This is a genomic window from Corynebacterium sp. 122RC1 (genome assembly GCF_024580955.1).
Lineage (GTDB): Bacteria > Actinomycetota > Actinomycetes > Mycobacteriales > Mycobacteriaceae > Corynebacterium > Corynebacterium kozikiae.
Genome location: NZ_JANIKD010000001.1, coordinates 21,123 through 37,934 on the forward strand (window position 1 = coordinate 21,123; position 16,812 = coordinate 37,934).

16 protein-coding genes are annotated in these 16,812 nt (G+C 62.0%); 8 read left to right on the forward strand and 8 right to left on the reverse strand.

The window, feature by feature from the left end:
- Positions 1–7 precede the first annotated feature (7 nt).
- The 4 genes from NQ050_RS00075 (at position 8) to NQ050_RS00090 (ending at position 4,768) form a co-directional block, all read left to right on the forward strand.
- Positions 8–2,080 (forward strand): fructose-specific PTS transporter subunit EIIC, encoded by a 2,073-nt coding sequence (locus NQ050_RS00075; protein WP_257037191.1) that lies wholly within the window; start codon positions 8–10, stop codon positions 2,078–2,080.
- 328 nt (positions 2,081–2,408) lie between these two features.
- Entirely contained in the window at positions 2,409–2,675 is a 267-nt protein-coding gene (locus NQ050_RS00080) for an HPr family phosphocarrier protein (RefSeq protein ID WP_257037192.1), read from the forward strand.
- Positions 2,676–2,910: 235 nt separating this feature from the next.
- Positions 2,911–4,059 (forward strand): CE1758 family FMN-dependent luciferase-like monooxygenase, encoded by a 1,149-nt coding sequence (locus tag NQ050_RS00085; RefSeq protein ID WP_257037193.1) that lies wholly within the window; start codon positions 2,911–2,913, stop codon positions 4,057–4,059.
- Positions 4,060–4,117: 58 nt separating this feature from the next.
- The gene (locus NQ050_RS00090; protein ID WP_257037195.1) at positions 4,118–4,768 is read left to right on the forward strand and encodes an FMN reductase; all 651 of its coding nucleotides are present in this window, start codon (positions 4,118–4,120) and stop codon (positions 4,766–4,768) included.
- 49 nt (positions 4,769–4,817) lie between these two features.
- On the opposite strand, the gene NQ050_RS00095 is transcribed toward NQ050_RS00090, so the two are convergent.
- The 4 genes from NQ050_RS00095 to hflX form a co-directional block, all read right to left on the reverse strand.
- A complete protein-coding gene (locus NQ050_RS00095; RefSeq protein WP_257037196.1) occupies positions 4,818–6,116 on the reverse strand; it encodes a uracil-xanthine permease family protein in 1,299 nt (432 codons plus the stop codon).
- Positions 6,117–6,194: 78 nt separating this feature from the next.
- Complete coding sequence (locus NQ050_RS00100; protein WP_257037197.1) at positions 6,195–6,581, reverse strand: GNAT family N-acetyltransferase; 387 nt, start codon at positions 6,579–6,581, stop codon at positions 6,195–6,197.
- Positions 6,582–6,609: 28 nt separating this feature from the next.
- On the reverse strand, positions 6,610–7,938 hold the full coding sequence (locus NQ050_RS00105; protein WP_257037198.1) for a hypothetical protein: 1,329 nt from the start codon (positions 7,936–7,938) through the stop codon (positions 6,610–6,612).
- Positions 7,939–8,049: 111 nt separating this feature from the next.
- Positions 8,050–9,702, reverse strand: coding sequence for a GTPase HflX (hflX, locus tag NQ050_RS00110; RefSeq protein WP_257037199.1), 1,653 nt, complete (start codon positions 9,700–9,702; stop codon positions 8,050–8,052).
- 119 nt (positions 9,703–9,821) lie between these two features.
- On the opposite strand from hflX, the gene NQ050_RS00115 reads away from it, so the two are divergent.
- Complete coding sequence (locus NQ050_RS00115) at positions 9,822–10,601, forward strand: hypothetical protein (RefSeq protein WP_257037200.1); 780 nt, start codon at positions 9,822–9,824, stop codon at positions 10,599–10,601.
- A 3-nt stretch (positions 10,602–10,604) separates the two neighbouring features.
- A complete protein-coding gene (locus tag NQ050_RS00120; protein WP_257037201.1) occupies positions 10,605–11,138 on the forward strand; it encodes a hypothetical protein in 534 nt (177 codons plus the stop codon).
- Here the strand turns inward: NQ050_RS00120 and dapF are convergent.
- Genes dapF through NQ050_RS00135 form a run of 3 tightly spaced genes read right to left on the reverse strand, consistent with a single transcriptional unit; the run spans position 11,135 to position 13,646 of the window.
- Positions 11,135–12,037, reverse strand: coding sequence for a diaminopimelate epimerase (gene dapF / locus NQ050_RS00125; RefSeq protein WP_257037202.1), 903 nt, complete (start codon positions 12,035–12,037; stop codon positions 11,135–11,137). The two genes, NQ050_RS00120 and dapF, sit on opposite strands and share 4 nt — an antisense overlap.
- Complete coding sequence (gene miaA, locus NQ050_RS00130) at positions 12,034–12,930, reverse strand: tRNA (adenosine(37)-N6)-dimethylallyltransferase MiaA (RefSeq protein ID WP_257037354.1); 897 nt, start codon at positions 12,928–12,930, stop codon at positions 12,034–12,036. The genes dapF and miaA overlap by 4 nt, the downstream gene beginning before the upstream one ends.
- Positions 12,931–12,956: 26 nt before the next feature.
- Complete coding sequence (locus NQ050_RS00135) at positions 12,957–13,646, reverse strand: hypothetical protein (RefSeq protein WP_257037203.1); 690 nt, start codon at positions 13,644–13,646, stop codon at positions 12,957–12,959.
- A gap of 127 nt (positions 13,647–13,773) precedes the next feature.
- Here NQ050_RS00135 and NQ050_RS00140 point away from each other — a divergent pair, with 127 nt between their 5' ends.
- Both NQ050_RS00140 and NQ050_RS00145 read left to right on the forward strand, forming a co-directional pair.
- Complete coding sequence (locus NQ050_RS00140) at positions 13,774–15,123, forward strand: DUF349 domain-containing protein (protein ID WP_257037204.1); 1,350 nt, start codon at positions 13,774–13,776, stop codon at positions 15,121–15,123.
- Positions 15,123–16,142 carry a GNAT family N-acetyltransferase gene (locus tag NQ050_RS00145; protein ID WP_257037205.1) on the forward strand — a complete coding sequence of 340 codons (1,020 nt, stop codon included), beginning with the start codon at positions 15,123–15,125 and terminating at the stop codon, positions 16,140–16,142. The genes NQ050_RS00140 and NQ050_RS00145 overlap by 1 nt, the downstream gene beginning before the upstream one ends.
- 1 nt (position 16,143) lies before the next feature.
- On the opposite strand, the gene NQ050_RS00150 is transcribed toward NQ050_RS00145, so the two are convergent.
- The gene (locus tag NQ050_RS00150) at positions 16,144–16,797 is read right to left on the reverse strand and encodes a hypothetical protein (protein ID WP_257037206.1); all 654 of its coding nucleotides are present in this window, start codon (positions 16,795–16,797) and stop codon (positions 16,144–16,146) included.
- Positions 16,798–16,812 lie beyond the last annotated feature (15 nt).

Sequence of the window (16,812 nt, forward strand, 5' to 3'; positions counted from 1 at the left end):
AATCATCATGACGCAGCACGTCATCAATAGTCAGCTCGTGCGGCTTGATGTTGACTTCGGCGCCTCCACCACCGAGGTCGTCAACAATCTCGCCCAGATTGTCGTGGATGCAGGGCGAGCTTCCGACGCCAGCCAACTTGCCGCAGATGCAATCGCCCGCGAATCCAAGTCCGGGACCGGCGTACCAGGCGGCATTGCAATCCCCCACTGCCGCTCCGAGGCAGTCAGCGTGCCGACCTTGGCCTTCGCCCGCCTGACCCAGCCAGTGGACTTCTCTGGCCCTGACGGCGACGCAAACCTCATCTTCCTCATCGCTGCCCCCGCAGGTGGAGGGAAGGAGCACCTGAAGATCCTCTCCAAGCTGGCCCGTGCACTGGTGCGCAAGGACTTCGTGGAGGCTCTGCGCACCGCAGAAAGTGAAGACGCCCTGGTAGAGCTCGTGCTCGGCGTGGTCAAAGCCGAGCCCAAGAAGGCTTCTTCCTCCCCTGTAGCCGCAACACCCACTGCTGCTTCTGATGCTGCCGCCGTGGGAGCGTCGGCAGGCGAAATCACCCGGATCGTGGCGATCACAGCGTGCCCTACCGGCATTGCGCACACCTACATGGCTGCAGATGCGCTGACCCAAACTGCGGAGGCCACTGAAGGTGTGGAGCTGAAGGTGGAGACCCAGGGCTCCTCTTCGGTGACGCCGCTGCCCGCTGAGGTCATTGCCGCTGCTGACGCCGTGATCTTTGCCACCGACGTGGGGGTGAAAGACCGTGAGCGTTTTGCCGGGAAGCCTGTGATTGAGTCCGGAGTGAAGCGGGCAATCAACGAACCCGCGAAAATGATCCAGGAAGCCGTGGAAGCTGCAAAGAACCCGAATGCTCGCCGCGTTGCGGGTGCTGGTGCCGTGCAAGCCGCAAGCCCCGAAGCTGCAGGCTCAGGGCTTTCTTGGGGCAAGCGGATTCAGCAAGCCGTGATGACCGGCGTGTCTTATATGGTGCCGTTTGTTGCCGCGGGCGGTTTGCTGCTCGCGCTGGGCTTCCTGTTCGGCGGCTACGACGTGGCTGGTGGCGCACAAGCGATCGCCTTGCAGCACTCCTTGGGCAACCTGCCGGGCAATGAAGTGGTGATCGACGGCGTTGCCACCACCTTTGACCGCTCCGGCCTTGCGCTCTACCTGGGTGCTGTGCTCTTTGCTACCGGCCAGGCAGCCATGGGCTTTGTGGTTGCCGCGCTTTCCGGCTACATTTCCTACGCTCTCGCGGGCCGCCCTGGTATCGCCCCAGGTTTCGTGGGTGGCGCAATCTCCGTGGCCGTGGGCGCTGGCTTCATCGGTGGCCTGATCAGTGGTCTGCTGGCCGGCCTGGTTGCGGCGTGGATCGCCTCTTGGCGCGTACCTCGCGTGATTGGCTCCCTGATGCCAGTGGTGATTATTCCACTGCTCACCTCGTTGATCGTTGGTCTGTCCATGTTCCTGCTGCTCGGCCGCCCACTTGAGGGCATCATGTCCGGCCTGCAGAACTGGTTGAGCTCCATGAGCGGTAGCTCCGCCATTGTGCTGGGTATCATCCTTGGCCTGATGATGTGCTTCGACCTCGGCGGCCCCGTGAACAAGGCAGCATACCTCTTTGCCACGGCAGGTCTTTCCACCGGCGACGAAGCCTCGATGAAGATCATGGCTGCCGTGATGGCCGCCGGCATGGTGCCACCGATCGCGCTTTCCCTGGCTACCTTTGTGCGCAAGAACCTGTTTACGCCAGCCGAGCAGGAAAACGGCAAGTCCGCTTGGCTGCTGGGTCTCTCCTTCATCTCCGAAGGCGCGCTCCCATTCGCGGCCGCCGACCCACTGCGCGTGATTCCTTCGATGATGCTCGGTGGTGCCGTGACCGGTGCGCTCACCATGGCAACGGCAACCACCTCTCGTGCTCCGCACGGCGGCATCTTTGTCCTCTTTGCAATTTCCCCAGTGTGGGGCTTCCTCATTGCCATCGTGGCTGGCACCCTAGTTTCCGCGCTCGCCGTAATCGCAATGAAGCAGTTCTGGCCCAACACCGCTGTTGAGGCTGAGGCACAGAAGGCTGCTGTAGCGGCCTAGGCTCGCTTGGACATACAACGCACTGCTCCACGAGGCCACGCCCGAAAGCAAGGCCCCCGGTATTTGGGGGATGACACTTGCTTGGCGGCGTGGCCTTTCGCTTTGAGGAATTGTCCGATTTGCGGGAAATCCCACATGTTTTGGGCAAAATCATTGTTTGTTTCGGTGGAGTTTTTTTGTTTCAGGTCGTAGAATAGCTAACAACCCTACGGTTTCCTGCGTGGCGTCACATTTCCCTTCTGGGAGGTACTCACGCAACAATCACAAACTCTTGCCCTGCCACCACGGTGTTTCGCTGTGGTGTTGGGCGTTATGAAAGGACCATCACATGGCTTCCAAGACCGTTGTTGTCGGCTCTTCCGTTGGCCTGCACGCTCGCCCTGCTTCCATCATCGCTGAAGCCGCTGGTGAGTACGACGAAGACATCTTCCTCGCCCTCGAGGGCGAAGAGGACGACGAGACCGACGCCGCCTCCTCCCTGATGATCATGGCTCTGGGCGCTGAGCACGGCGACAAGGTCACCGTCACCTCCGAGAACGCAGAGGCCGTAGAGAAGATCGCCGCTCTGATCGAGAAGGACCTCGACGCAGAGTAGGCCACCTACTCCCCCCTCCACGGGTCACGCGATTTACATCGCATGACCCGTTTTTTCATTTCCTTGCTACAGACGGGCCACTTTGCGTGCTCACGTAGGCCTATTGCCAAAAATCGAGCGCATCCTATTGCCCCAAAACATCGGCACCCACACACTTGACTTTTGTTGATATATCACATAAGTTGGTTCTTGTTAGCTACCCTAGACAAAACTTCATGCACGTTAGGAACTGACCATGCAATTCGGCATTTTCACCATCGGCGACCTCACCCCAAACCCCCACACCGGCGTTACCCCCACGGAGCACGAGCGCATTGAGGCAATGACCGCCATTGCCATCAAGGCCGAGGAAGTTGGCTTGGACGTCTTTGCCACCGGCGAGCACCACAACCCGCCATTTGTCCCCTCCTCCCCCACAACCCACTTGGGATATATCGCGGCGAAGACGAAAAACATTATCCTTTCCACCTCCACTACGCTGATCACCACCAATGACCCGGTGAAGATCGCCGAGGATTACGCCTTCCTGCAGCATCTAGCCAACGGGCGCACCGACCTCATGCTTGGCCGCGGTAACACCGGCCCTGTGTACCCCTGGTTTGGCAAAGACATCCGCAAGGGCATTGAGCTCGCCGTAGAAAACTACCACCTATTGCGTCGGTTGTGGCGCGAGCCAGTGGTGAACTGGCAGGGCGAGTTCCGCACCCCGCTTCAGGGATACACCTCCACCCCTGCCCCGCTGGACGGCGTTGCACCCTTCGTGTGGCACGGCTCGATCCGCTCCCCACAGATTGCCGAGCAGGCTGCGTTCTACGGCGATGGCTTCTTCCACAACAACATCTTCTGGAACAAGGAACACACTGCTCAGATGGTGCACTCCTACCGCCGCCGCTTTGCAAAGTACGGCCACGGCTCCGAAGAGCAGGCCATCGTGGGCCTTGGCGGGCACGTGTTCATTGGTGAAACCGAACAGGCCGCCAAAGACGAGTTCCGCCCTTACTTCGACAACGCCCCTGTGTATGGCCACGGCCCTTCCCTTGAGGAGTTCTCCTCGCTCACCCCACTTACGGTGGGCACCGTGGAGCAGGTCATTGATCGCACCATGCAGTTTGCTGACTGGGTGGGTGACTACCAGCGCCAGCTCTTCCTGGTGGACCACGCCGGCTTGCCACTGGAGACCGTCCTCAAGCAGATCGAAATCCTGGGCACCCAGGTAGTGCCGGAGCTCCGCCGCCGGATGGAGGAACGCCGCCCAGAGGGTGTGCCATCGGACCCACCAACCCACGCGTGGCTCAAGGAGCACAGGGATGCACCGCACTTCCTGGTGATGCCCGGATCAGACGGCGCGAACGGCGCGAACGGCGCGAACAGCACCGAAGCCTAGGAGATAGAAGCCAAGCACCGGTACACAATCTGTTTTCCAGAAAGGTAGAACTGTAACTATGAGAAAACTCCTCGTTGTCAGTGCAGGTCTGTCCGTACCTTCCACCACCACCCAAATAGCCCAGCGCATCGGTAGTGCGGTCAAAGGTGCAGTTTCGGCCAGGGGCGAGTCTTTGGAAGTGGATACCATTGAGCTGCGAGAGCTAGCGCAGGATTTGGCGCAGTTCATGGTGAACGGCCAAATTTCCACGCCAAAGCTGGACCAGGCGCTGCAGGCGGTGGAGCAGGCGGATGCCCTGGTGGCGGTCAGCCCAATCTTCAAGGCGAGCTACAACGGCCTGTTCAAGATGTTCTTCGACGCCATCGATAAAGACGCGCTGATTGACACCCCAGTGATTATCGCGGCAACTGCCGGCACCGCGCGCCACAGCTTGGCTCTTGAGCACGCGCTGCGCCCCCTGTTCGCGTACCTGCGCGCGGTGGTGATGCCCACCTCCCTCTTTGCTGCCACCGAGGACTTTGGCAACTCCGAGGGTGCGGTGTTTGAGAAGCGCATTCTCCGCGCCGCCGGGGAGTTGGCCGACTACATCGTTGCCACCGAAGGCCATGTGGGCGGCCTGGGCGGTTTTACCGCGGACCCTGCCCCCAAGGGCGATGCCGACGTCACCCCCTTTGCCCAAATGCTCAGCGGGCACGACGGCCGCGGCTAACCCAATACCCACCCCACGGCAACGCCAAGTACAAATTCCACTCGGGATCTCAGTACTTGGCGTTTTGTCCTTCACCGATGGTTTCGTAGGCCCACTTGAGCAGCGGGTACAGCACGATAATGCCGATGGAGCCCCAGGCGATTCCCTCCAGCTCCACGCCGAACACGCTGAGCGTGAGGTTACCAATGCCCGCCACCAGCGCCACCGCGGCAGTGGTGAGGTTCACCGGGTTGTTGAAGTTCACCTTGTTGTCCTGCCAGATGCGCACACCGAGCATACCGATCAGGCCATAGAGCACCACTGCCGCGCCGCCGAGTACGCCAGACGGAATGGTGAAAATCAGCGCACCAAACTTTGGCACGAACGCCAAGCCAATTGCGGTGAAAGCCGCTACCCAGTACGCCGCAGTGGAGTACACGCGGGTCGCGGCCATCACGCCGATGTTTTCCGCGTAGGTAGTGGTACCGGAGCCGCCGAAGCCACCAGCTAGGGTGGTTGCTAGGCCGTCGGCAATGAGGGCGTCGCCCGCGAGGTCGTCGAGGTTTCGTCCGGTCATCTCACTCACTGCCTTCACATGGCCCACGTTTTCCGCAATGAGCACGATCACCACAGGAAGCGTCACCAGCACCGCAGACACTGTGAATTGCGGAGAATGGAACTGCGGCAGCCCCACCCAGGGAGCCTGCGCGATGGCCTCCGCGGCACCTTCACTGAGATTGTTGGTGAGCGCCGCAAACACCCAACCGATCACCACGCCGATCAGGATGCCCAGGCGCGCGAGCATTCCCCGCCCAGCCACGGTAATACCCAGGATCGCGAGCATGGTGATGGTTGCCACCAAGGGTTGCGCGGCATAGTTTTGCGTTGCCGACGGCGCCAGGTTCAAACCAATCAAGGCCACAATCGCGCCTGTCACCGCAGGTGGCATCACGGCATCAATAACCTTGCGCCCCATGGCTTTCACGATGAAACCCACAGCGATCAGCGCGAGGCCCGCCGCGAGCACACCGCCGAGCTGCGCCCCAATGCCCTGGGATTGGCTGGCCATCAGCGGCGCAATGAATCCAAAAGAGCTTCCCAGGTAGGAGGGCAGTCGGTTCTTGGTGATGAGGAGGAAGATGATGGTTCCCACACCAGAAAACAGCAAGGTGGTGTTCACGGGGAACCCGGTGATGGTGGGTACCAGCAGGGTTGCGCCGAACATGGCAATCACGTGTTGCATGCCGATGCCGATGGTTCGTGGCCAACTGAGGCGCTCTTCAGGGGCAACTACTGCGCCTGGTTTGACTGTGTGGCCGTCACCGTGGAGTTTCCATCCGATGAGGGACCCAGAAGAAGATTTGTTCACGAAACGCCATTATCCCACCAACTCACCATGAGCAACAAAGCATGTTGGTGGGATCGGCTACCCGAAGGCGCTCACCCTTTAGCCCAATACCCGCTGTAGCACCTGCATGTGAGCAGAGGTCGGCTTGCGCACCTCGCCCCCACTGCGTTCATATTCGGCCCCATGCTTGTCCAGGTAACCCTTCACCATGGGGCACACAGGCACCACGGCGAACCCTGTGGCGCGCACGTGCGCGAGGGCTTGCTCGATCAGCATGGTGCCTAGACCTCGGCCACCAAACTGCTCGTTGACCTCCGTGTGGTAGAAGATGAGTTCCTGTTCATGCGGCACCACCGTGGTGCGCCCAACGGTGGTGAACACTCCCGCGGGACCGTTCACGGAGATGGTGTATCCGGAGATCGCCGGGTCAAAGGCCACCACCACAGCCTCACCGGTGCGGTCCTCCATCAGCTCAATGCTTGGCATGTTTCCTCCTTCAAAAATCTCTACATCTCTACTCTTCAACCAGCACATGGTCGCGCCCACTCAACGTGTGGGTGGAAATCGCCGCAAGGTCCTGCTCGCTCACTGTGTCGGCTGCGGTGTGCAGAGCGTCGGCGTCGTTGCCCGTGGTGCGCACGCCGCCGTCGACCCGCAGCTTTGACACCGGACCGAAGGACTCGAAAGCCCAGACGCCGTCGCCGCCCGTAGAAACTTGACCGCCAATCTCAAGGCGCTGCACACTCCCGCCAGGCTTGACAGACACGCCGATGGCTCGAAGTTCTGTCTGCACACCCTTCACCAAGGACATACCGGTGCCGCCGGCTGTGGTGACGTCGCGCGCCACCGTAATGGACTCCACTGGCTGGGAGATTTGGATGCCGATGCTGCCGGCACCGGTGGTGGCGATGGACTGGAAGGAGGCGCTGCGTAGGTGGCCGTCGTAGACGTTGAAGCCGCGCGCACCAACGCCCGTGGTCACAATTGGAGCCTTGACTTCCAGGGTGTCGAGCTCGCCGAACTGCACGAACCCGATCCCCGAGGGGCCATGCGAGCTTACTTCAGCCTCTGCCTCGGCAACCCAGGTCTGAACCTCGCCCCAGTTATCCAGAACCATGTCATTGGCGCCAAAAGTGGTCACGGGACCAAGGTTGCGCACGGTGCCTACCTTGGCGCCCGTGATCACAAACACGCCGCCGGAGATGAGGTCGGGCGTCGATGGGGTGATGCCGCCGTCGATGGCCACTTCTGCCGTGGTGAGCTCCTCTGCCTTGATGTGCCCACCGATGAACAACCCGCTTCCGCGAACCGGGGTTTGCTTGCTGCCCACGGAGATGTTGCGGAAAGTACCCTCCAGCCACACGGAAGGGTCCTCGGCGAGGTTCCACACCGTGAAGCCGCCCTGCTGGGCATCCACGCCGAATGCATGGGGACGAAGGACCCTACCACGGACGTCGGCACGCTCTACCTGAACCGTGTCTACCTCAAAGGAACCTGTTCGCACTTTTGCCCCCGTGCCCAGGAACACTTGGCCGCGGGTGCTCAGGTTTTTCAGGCTTATGGTGCCCAGGTCAGTTGCCTCTTGTGCGATGCCGAGTGCCACTTCGGTTTCTGCGGTTTCGATTCTGAGGTTTGCCACCGCGTTGTCGCCGCTGAGGAACACACCTTTAGCGCCGAAGCGCAACGTAGCGCCCGGATCGGCGCCAACGAGGGCGACGCCTTCGGGCAACACCACCGAGGGCTGGCCGCTAATCAGCCCGTGGACCTCAATGCGGTCCCCGATTTGTGCTTGCGCAATCGCGTTGTTGAGCTCTGCTGCATTGTGCACGCTGATGTTCGCCATGATGTATCACTTCTTTCTGAACCAATTTTGTTGATACATCAATTAAAAACCTTGCGCGCGGAAATCGCAAGCACTTCCTACGGGATTCCTCTTCCTTCCTCCACCTTCCCCTTAGTGAGAAACCTGGAACTCCCGCAACTCACCGGCAAGCTGCGCTGGAAGACGCACCACCATGTGCGTGCCCTCTTCCACGTATTCCTCTTCCAGCACCGTGGCCTGCTGGTGCAGGCGGGAAACCACGTCGCCGCGAGTAAACGGCACCAGAAGCTCCACGTGCGCGTCCAGGGAGTTGAGGAACAGCTCCACGCGGGCCTCCAACTCCTTGATGCCCTCGCCGGTTTTGGCGGAGACAAACACCACGTCGTCGAGCACATGTCGCAGCTCGGCGAGCACCAACGGATCGGCTTGGTCGATCTTGTTGGCCACGATGATCTCCGGTGGCGCCTGTACTCCGGCCTCGCGCACAATCTCGGAGATCACTTGGTTTACGGCCTCGATCTGCTTCAGTGGGAACGGATCGGAGCCATCCACCACGTGCAGCACCAAATCAGCCTCAATCACTTCCTCCAGCGTGGAGCGGAAGGCCTCCACCAATTGGGTGGGCAGGTGCCGCACGAAGCCTACGGTGTCCGTGAACACCACGCTGCGGCCGTCGGCAAGCTCTGCCTTCCTGGTGGTGGGATCCAGCGTTGCAAACAGCGCATCCTCTACCAGCACACCGGCGCCGGTCATGGCGTTAATCAGCGAGGACTTGCCCGCGTTGGTGTAACCCGCGATCGCGATTTGCGGAATGGTGGATTCCCGGCGGCGCTGGCGCTTGATTTCGCGTGCCGTCTTCATGCCGGAGATCTCTTTGCGCAGCTTGGCCATGTCGGCGCGCAAACGCCTGCGGTCGGCTTCGATCTTGGTCTCACCGGGACCGCGCAGGCCCACGCCACCATTCGACCCGGCGCGGCCACCCGCCTGACGCGAGAGCGCACCACCCCAACCACGCACACGCGTAATCAGGTATTCCATTTGGGCGAGCGAGACCTGCGCCTTACCTTCCTTGGACTTTGCGTGTTGGGCGAAGATGTCCAAGATGAGCATCGTGCGGTCAATGACCTTCACATCCAGTGCCTTTTCCAGCGCAATCATCTGGCCGGGGCTGAGCTCACCGTCACAAACCACGGTGTCCACGCCTGTGTCCATCACGATGTCCTTGAGCTCGGCAACCTTGCCTGATCCGATGTAGGTGCCTGGGTCCGGCTTGTCGCGCTTCTGGTAGAGCACCTCCACCACTTCCGATCCGGCCGTCTCCGCCAGGGCTTGCAGCTCCTGCATGTTGGCCTCGATCTCAGCGGTGGTGCCATGGGTCCATACGCCGACCAGAATCACGCGCTCCAGGCGCAGCTTGCGGTATTCAACGTCGTAGCCGTCATCCTGGTCCGTGGCGCGGATCTCACCGCCGCGGGTGAGCCTGCGCAGACTGGAACGCGCCTCCAGGTCCAGTTCACCAACGGTTGGCTGCTCTTCTGCCTCCAACAGCCCACTCAAATCTTTACCCTCTGCGGCTTTCGGAGGGATCGGGCGGTGGTCCCGGAAGGCTTCGGCGAGCAGGTCTTCGTGGGCGCCTGCCTGCTCCCGGAAATCTACGGCTCGCTCGGCTTTGTAGGCTTGCCGACGCTGCCCAAAGTCCTGCTCGGGTTGCGCATCCTTGGCGCCGAACGGCAGATCGGGGGAAGAATTACTTGTGTGTTCAGTATGTTTTGTGTGTTTAGTCATCGTTAGCAACCATTGTTGCACCAATTTGGCCTGCACACCACAAACACCGTGGCGATAATTGGGCAGGAAATGCCGCCGGAAATGTGCCAGGTTGGTGCGAAAGGATAGAATGTCAGCTTATGAGCGCACAAAGCACACGCACCACTGATCTGTTGAGCATCGGTATGTCCTTTGAGAAATGGCAGGACGCCGTTGAAGCGGCGATCGCCTCCGGCACCCTGGCTGTGACCGGCGAGGTCCGCGGCGGGCAGCTCGTGCAGTTCGCCGACCCTTCGGGTGCCCAACTCAACATCTTGGCTGTGGAGCCTTTTGCCACCTTTGCGGGCTTTGAATCCGAAACCCAGACCTTTGCCCACATCAACATGGTGAATGATGTTCTGGCACTGTGCGAGTTGGTGGACTACAACGGCCAGCCGATCGCCACGGTTACCGCCAACCTGGCCCAGGGCCCTCTGTTGGTTGATGAACCCGAGCAGCGCTGGCAGCAGCTCGGCCTCACGGCGTTGGTGACCTCGGCCAAGGCTTACGAGAACGCCGAGAACTTCCATGAGAACTTTGGCCCGGACATCGTAATCGGTGAGGTCACCAGCCCCGGTGCGGAAATTGTTGCTTCCGGCGACGGCTCCGCCACCCCAGATGCGGAGATTCACTTCACCGCGCGCGTGCTGGAAGCTGAATACCGCACCAACACGCTGACCGGCACCCGCTTCATCCACGCCACCGTGGACGCGGCCTTCCCATTTGACCTGTGCATTCCGGACTCCCCCGACCTGCCACAGCGTGATCAGGTCCTCGCAGGTACCGCGGTGCTGGCTGGTACGGTGAGCGCACTGGCTGGAGGCGGCTGCGGCAGCGGATCGGGTGGCTGCGGGGGTTCGTGCGGTTGCGGCGGGCACTAAATCATGCCCGAGTTTGAAGGCATCGGCGAACATAGGGGGGCCAGTTACTGGCCCCACCTCACTATTGCCGTCGGCTGTTTACTACTCATCATGTGGCTCAAGGTCACCGGAGTGCTGCTTTCGGTGTGCATCCTCGCACTGGTGTTCTTTATTTTGCGCTTCCGCCCAGACTCCAACGAGGTCGCAACGTTGAAGTCCTCGGTGCGTCTTTCCCTGGAGGACATCGAGGACGTGGTGCGGGCCTTCCAAAAATTTGAGGTAGGCCAAGACGCCGAGTCCCTTGCGGACCGCACCCTCCACCGCCCGGCCCTGCTGGACCTGGACACGGATTCGGAGGAAATTGCCAAGTTCCACTTCCTGCTGGGCAACTCCAAACGCTTCAGCCGCCGAGTGGAGGGCAAGCTGCGCCAAAACCTTTCGGTGAGTCAGCTCGAGCGGCTGTTGACGGTCACGGACACCCGCGCCAGCGAGCTGCAGCAGGCCTGGTTGGAAGCCCGCAAGGCGGCGTATCGCCTGGGCCCCTCCAACAACTCCTAGAGCGCAGCGAGGTTGAGCACGCCGGTGGCCACAATCTTGCTTGGCCCCTTCAGCACCGACCCTTCATCTAGGATGCTCACCTGCACTGCGCCGCCGGGCACATGAACAGTGACTTCCCCGGTGCCCTGGCCGGCGTCGGCAAGCGCAGACCTGGCCGCGGCCACAGTTCCCGTGCCGCAGCTCCTGGTCTCCCCCACGCCGCGCTCGAAGACGCGCATGTGGATCTCGCCATTGCGCAGCTCAGTGGCAATTTCTACATTCACGCCTTCGGGGAAAAACTCCTTGTCGAAAACGGGAGCCACCAGGTCAAGGGCAGCGAGGTCCTGCACAGACAGCCCAGGGACCACGCAGGCGAGGTGGGGGTTGCCCATGTCCACCCCGAGGCCCGCGAAGGTATGCTCGCCGATCTTCGTGGTGGATACACCAGTGACTACCGCAGGTCCCATGTCCACGCTCACGGTTGCCTCTTGGGCTGTGCAGGCGTGGACCGTCACGGGCTTCGCCCCGGCGCGGGTGCCCACCGTGAATTGATCCTGATCCACATGGCCCCGGGAACGCACCCAGTGCGCGAACACCCTGGTGCCGTTGCCGCACATCTGGGCGATCGAGCCGTCGGCGTTGTAGTAGTCCATGAAGTAGTCGGTGTCCGCGATGCCTTCAAGGTCTTCGCCGTGGAGCACGCCGCGTTCGCGCAGGGCTTTGGTGGTAGCTACGCGCAGGACGCCGTCGGCACCGATGCCCGCGCGGCGATCACAGAGGGTAGCTACGAGCTCGGGAGTGAGATTGAGCTCGGCGCGTGGGTCCTCAAGGATGATGAAGTCGTTTTGCGTGCCGTGGCCTTTGGCAAAAGGAATACTTGCTGGCCGGTGCTGTGCAGTCTGCTGCTCTTGGGTATTCACTCCACCAATGCTAGCGCCTGCGTCAAGGTGTCCTGCTCCGCGTCGAGCCAGTGGATTCTGGGATCGCGGCGGAACCAACTGCGCTGGCGGCGCACATATCGCCTGGTCCCGGTGATGGTGCGTTCCACCGCCTCCTCCCAGGTGAGTTCCCCTGCCATCGCCTGGAACACCTGGGCGTAACCGATGGCGCGCCCAGCCGTGGAATCCGGCTCCAAGCCCTGGGTTTGCAGATACTCCACCTCTTCTACCAGGCCTTGGGCAAACATTTGCTGGGTGCGCAGCTCGATGCGGGGGTTGAGCCACTCAGCGGTGGTGTGCAGGCCCAGGATGAGGGCGTTCCAGCGCGGTGGCGCATCCTTGGGGGGCTGGCTGGCCTGGAAGGGCTTCCCCGTGAGCTCGATGACCTCTAATGCGCGCACGGTGCGGCGCGGGTCTTGATCCTCGATGATTCGGGCTGCTTCAGGGTCTTTTTCCGCGAGCAATTGGTGCAGTGCCTCGATGCCAATTGAGTCCAGCAGCGCCTCAAAGTGCGCGCGCACCTCCGGATCGGTGGGTGGAAACGCCCAATTGTCCAGCAGCGACTGCGCGTACAGCATGGAGCCACCCACCAAGATGGGCACGTTACCGCGAGCCATAATCGCCTCCACATCCGCGATCGCATCCTGCTGGAAGCGCGCCACCGAGGCTGTGTCCGTGACCTCCCAAACGTCCAATTGGTGGTGCGGGATACCCTCGCGCTCTGCCACGCTCAGCTTGGCGGTGCCGATGTCCATGCCCTTGTAAAGCTGCATGGAATCCACGTTCACCACCTCCCCACCGAGCCTGTGGGCAAGGCGAATCCCCAGTGCCGATTTCCCGGAGGCCGTTGGCCCCACCACGGCAATCGGGCGAATCACGCGACTCACTTGATCTACGCGGTTCACGCAGGCACCTCCACCGGCTCGCTGAACTGCCACAGCGCCACGAAGCGCCCTACGCCTAAGGTGGCGTCGGCAAGCAGCAGGTGCGCGTGTTCCCGCGCGGACGTGGGCAGCGCCGCAACTTCCAGCCAGAAATCCAGGTTTGTATCTTCGGGCACCCCTGCGGCGCGCAGCGTTTCCGCGGTCCACTGCGGCGAACTCGTGCCGTTGAGCAGCGAAATCATGTCTCGGTGCACATCATGGGCCCCCGGCACGAGCGCGAGCGGAGCGCGGGGTGTCAGGCCCAGGCTGCCATCTATGGGAAGCACGAGCAGGTCAACGTCGGAACTTCCGACGACACCCGCATGCCCCTGCACGATCTTGGAACCCCAGCCCACCTGCTGCACCAGGTAGCGCGCAACCAACTCTGGGAGGTGATTGCCAGCGCCAACGTCCGTGTGCGGATCCCCCCAAGCCCGAAACCTGCCGGTGTGACGAGTGTAGGTGTGTGCTTCCTCGCGTACCCACAACGCCACCGTGGACACCTCCCCCACAAGCTCACGGGCTTGCCGCACCGCCGCGCGCAACAACTCCCCAGCAGGGTCCTTTGGCGCGAGTTGCGCAACCACCGCTGGGGAGGCTGGAACAAACAAGATGGCGCGAGTCCGGACTGGGGCTTGGAATGTCATGCCGTCCAGCTTAAAACCCAAGTGCACCACCTTGAGGCATTTGCACGCTAATGTTTATTGGAGGCACTCGCTTTCGGGCGAGGAAGAACCCTTTTGGCAGCCGCGCCGCGCGGCACGACCCCAGGAAACACAGGAAGCAGGACCCACCATGAGCTCACCTACTCCGAAACCAGGCCCCCGTCCCGGTGCCCGTCCCCGTCCCGCTGCCGGTGCGGGTACCGGTACCGGCCCCCGTCCATCCGCCGCAGCATCTGCTACTAAGGCACACCCGCCGGTGGCCAGCGATCCTTCAAAGTTTGGCCGAGTGGACGCCGAGGGCAACGTGTTTCTCACCGTTGACGGCCAGGAGCGCCAAATTGCGCAGTGGCAGGCCGGCACTCCGGAAGAGGGGCTGCGTCACTTCGGCGCGCGTTTTGATGACCTCGCCACCGAGGTCAGCCTCATGGAGACTCGCCTGAATACCAGCCCGGAGGACGCAAAGCACCTCAAGGCTAAGGCGGAGGAGCTCATCAAGCAACTGCCTGAAGCAGCGGTGATTGGCGACATCAAGGCCCTGCAAGCCCGACTGGAAACGGTAGTGGGCTCTGCAGACGCCGCCGGCGAGCAAGCCGAGGCCGCGAAACAGGCGCGCCGCGCGGAGGCAATCGCCCGCAAGGAGGCCCTGCTCGCCGAGGCAGAGCAGCTCGCCGAGGAATCCACTGACTGGAAGCAGGCCGGTGACCGCATCCGTGACATCCTTCAGGAGTGGAAGACCATCAAGGGCATTGACCGAAAGACGGACGACGCCCTCTGGAAGCGCTACTCCCGGGCCAGGGATGCCTTCAACCGCCGCCGCGGCTCGCACTTCGCGGACCTAGACCGTAGCCGCGCCGCCGCCCGGAAGGTGAAGGAAGAACTCGTTGCACAGGCTGAGGCACTGCGCGAATCCACCGATTGGAACGAGACCGCGGCAAAGTTCCGCGAGCTCATGGGCTCCTGGAAGAAGGCAGGCCGCGCACAGCGCGAGGTGGATGACAAGCTCTGGGGCTTGTTCAAGGCTGCCCAAGACGCCTTCTTTGAGGCCCGCAACGCCGCCACCAACGAGCGCGACCGCGAGTTCCAGGCCAACGCAGACGCCAAGAATGCCCTCCTGGAGCAGTACGACTCCCTCATTGATCCCGCCAAGGACCTGGAGGGCGCACGCGCCAAGCTGCGCGAGCTGCAGGAAAAGTGGGAAGAAATCGGCTTTGTGCCACGCAACCAGGTTCGCGAGTTTGAGGACAAAATCGGTGCCCTGGAAGCCCGCGTAGAGCAAGCCGCCGACGCTCAATGGCGCCGCACCGACCCAGAAGCCCAGGCCCGCGCGCGGCAGTTCCTGGACAAGGTTGAAGAATTCAAGGCGCAGGCCGACGCCGCCAAAGCCAAAGGTAATGAGAAGAAGGCTGCGGAGTTGCTGGCCCAAGCCCAGCAGTGGCAGGAGTGGGCGGACGCCGCAGTTAATGCGGTGGAAAACCGCTAATGGCCACGCTCAAGCGCATTGCTGCCGATGATGAGGACCTCATCCGGCAGCTTGTGTTTTCCGCCAACCTGGCAAGCCAAGACGCGGCAGGTGACCTCACCCATTCCATGAGCACCGAGGACGTGCTCCGGGGCCTCAAGGGAACGCCGCAGGCCCGAAGCGAGTTCTACGCCCTCTTGGACACGGAGACCGATGCAGATTTTGCCCTCGGCTTCATCCAGGCCAACATCCCGCTGGTAGACAACCGCCATGCGGTGGACGTGGATGTGTTCTATGACGCCGAGCTCGCCCCCATCCCCGGGGAGCAGCCCGAACGTCCGGAAGTCTACGAAGAGCTCGTGGAGCAAGCCTGCCGGCTCACGGCCGATTTGGGACGCACACACCTGCGCTTGTGGAAAGAGCTGCCCACCCAGGGACCGTTCGCACCCTACGACACTCCGCCTGCCGGGTTCCACCGAGTCATGGAGGAAGTATTGGGGTTTCTTCCCCTACCAGTGCCCGTTCGCGAGCCCGCCGCCGCTGCCCCACAAACATTCAGCGTGGAGATTGTGGAAGACATGGCATACTCCCCCGGCCAGCTCGCGGCAGTGCTCAAGCTCTATGCGCAATTTGACCAAGACTGCCCCACCGGCACACTCAGCAACCGCACCACCTCATGGACGCCAGAACAAATTGAGATCCTGCGCCTAGACGGCTTGAAGCACAAAGACCAGCACCTCAGCATCTTTCTGCGCGAACCAGGCGGGGAGATTGTGGGCATGAGCGTGGTGGTGCACAAGCACACTCATGAGCGCAGCGTTGCAGCAGCGGGCTCCACGATCATCGAGCGTTCGTGGCGCGGCAAGGGTTTAGCCAGCTTCCTCAAGACACAGGCGCTTACTGCCGCCAGCCGCCGCTGGCCCGCCGTCAGCCGCGTGGCCACCGGGTTTGAGGTAAGCAACCAGCCCATTGCGCATGCAAATGCGGCCTTGGGTTTTGTTCCCCAAAGCCGCACCGTTGTATTTGAAAAGGCCGTCTGAGCTAGGCAGTGCCATCCTGATGACGCAGCTTGGCGCGGGCCCTGCGATCGTCGATCAGCAAAGGATTTTCCTCTTGCATAGCGATCGCCTCGCTGGACGCCTCCTGCTGCGCCAAGCCCACGGTATCGAGTTTCCGGGCGGCCTCGAGGCGAATGCGCTGGGCGTTGAGCTGCTCCGGAGAACGCGCGAACACCACCAGTGAAAGGCAGACGAGCTGCGCGATCACCATTGCCACCTGGACGTAGAGCGCCGCGCCAATCCCTGGGGTGCCTTGTACCTCCGCGGATTGCAGGCGCATCCACAGCCCAAGCAGGGAGCTAAACAGCGCCATGCCAGTGAGCAGGAACGCCACGTTGGCCAGGACCGTGCGCTGCGTAAGCGCAACGAGGCCGCCGAACACGCCCACCGCCGCGGTGGCGAGCAGCAAAAACACGATCTCGGGGATTTTGATGAGCACCTCTTGGGCGGCCGGTTGGAAGCCCAGCACCTGCCAGGAGGCCACGCTTCCGGAGTGCGGCAGCAGCAAACTGAGTACGAAGACCAGCCAAATCACCGCCAGGGCGATCCGCACCCCGCCGAGAGCGAGGGTGGCGCCGGCACGTTGTTCTGCGCGGCGCAGGGCGTCTGAGTTGTCCATGTTTTCAATGTTGTCCATCTCTTGCCTCCTCTG

Bases quoted from the DNA above. Each gene is read 5' to 3' on its own strand.
- NQ050_RS00145 (WP_257037205.1), top strand. From the start codon at position 15,123: ATGGCCACGCTCAAGCGCATTGCTGCCGATGATGAGGACCTCATCCGG.
- NQ050_RS00100 (WP_257037197.1), bottom strand. From the start codon at position 6,581: ATGCCAAGCATTGAGCTGATGGAGGACCGCACCGGTGAGGCTGTGGTG.
- NQ050_RS00115 (WP_257037200.1), top strand. From the start codon at position 9,822: ATGAGCGCACAAAGCACACGCACCACTGATCTGTTGAGCATCGGTATG.
- hflX (WP_257037199.1), bottom strand. From the start codon at position 9,702: ATGACTAAACACACAAAACATACTGAACACACAAGTAATTCTTCCCCC.
- NQ050_RS00085 (WP_257037193.1), top strand. From the start codon at position 2,911: ATGCAATTCGGCATTTTCACCATCGGCGACCTCACCCCAAACCCCCAC.
- NQ050_RS00090 (WP_257037195.1), top strand. From the start codon at position 4,118: ATGAGAAAACTCCTCGTTGTCAGTGCAGGTCTGTCCGTACCTTCCACC.
- NQ050_RS00150 (WP_257037206.1), bottom strand. From the start codon at position 16,797: ATGGACAACATTGAAAACATGGACAACTCAGACGCCCTGCGCCGCGCA.
- NQ050_RS00120 (WP_257037201.1), top strand. From the start codon at position 10,605: ATGCCCGAGTTTGAAGGCATCGGCGAACATAGGGGGGCCAGTTACTGG.
- NQ050_RS00075 (WP_257037191.1), top strand. From the start codon at position 8: ATGACGCAGCACGTCATCAATAGTCAGCTCGTGCGGCTTGATGTTGAC.
- NQ050_RS00140 (WP_257037204.1), top strand. From the start codon at position 13,774: ATGAGCTCACCTACTCCGAAACCAGGCCCCCGTCCCGGTGCCCGTCCC.
- NQ050_RS00105 (WP_257037198.1), bottom strand. From the start codon at position 7,938: ATGGCGAACATCAGCGTGCACAATGCAGCAGAGCTCAACAACGCGATT.
- NQ050_RS00080 (WP_257037192.1), top strand. From the start codon at position 2,409: ATGGCTTCCAAGACCGTTGTTGTCGGCTCTTCCGTTGGCCTGCACGCT.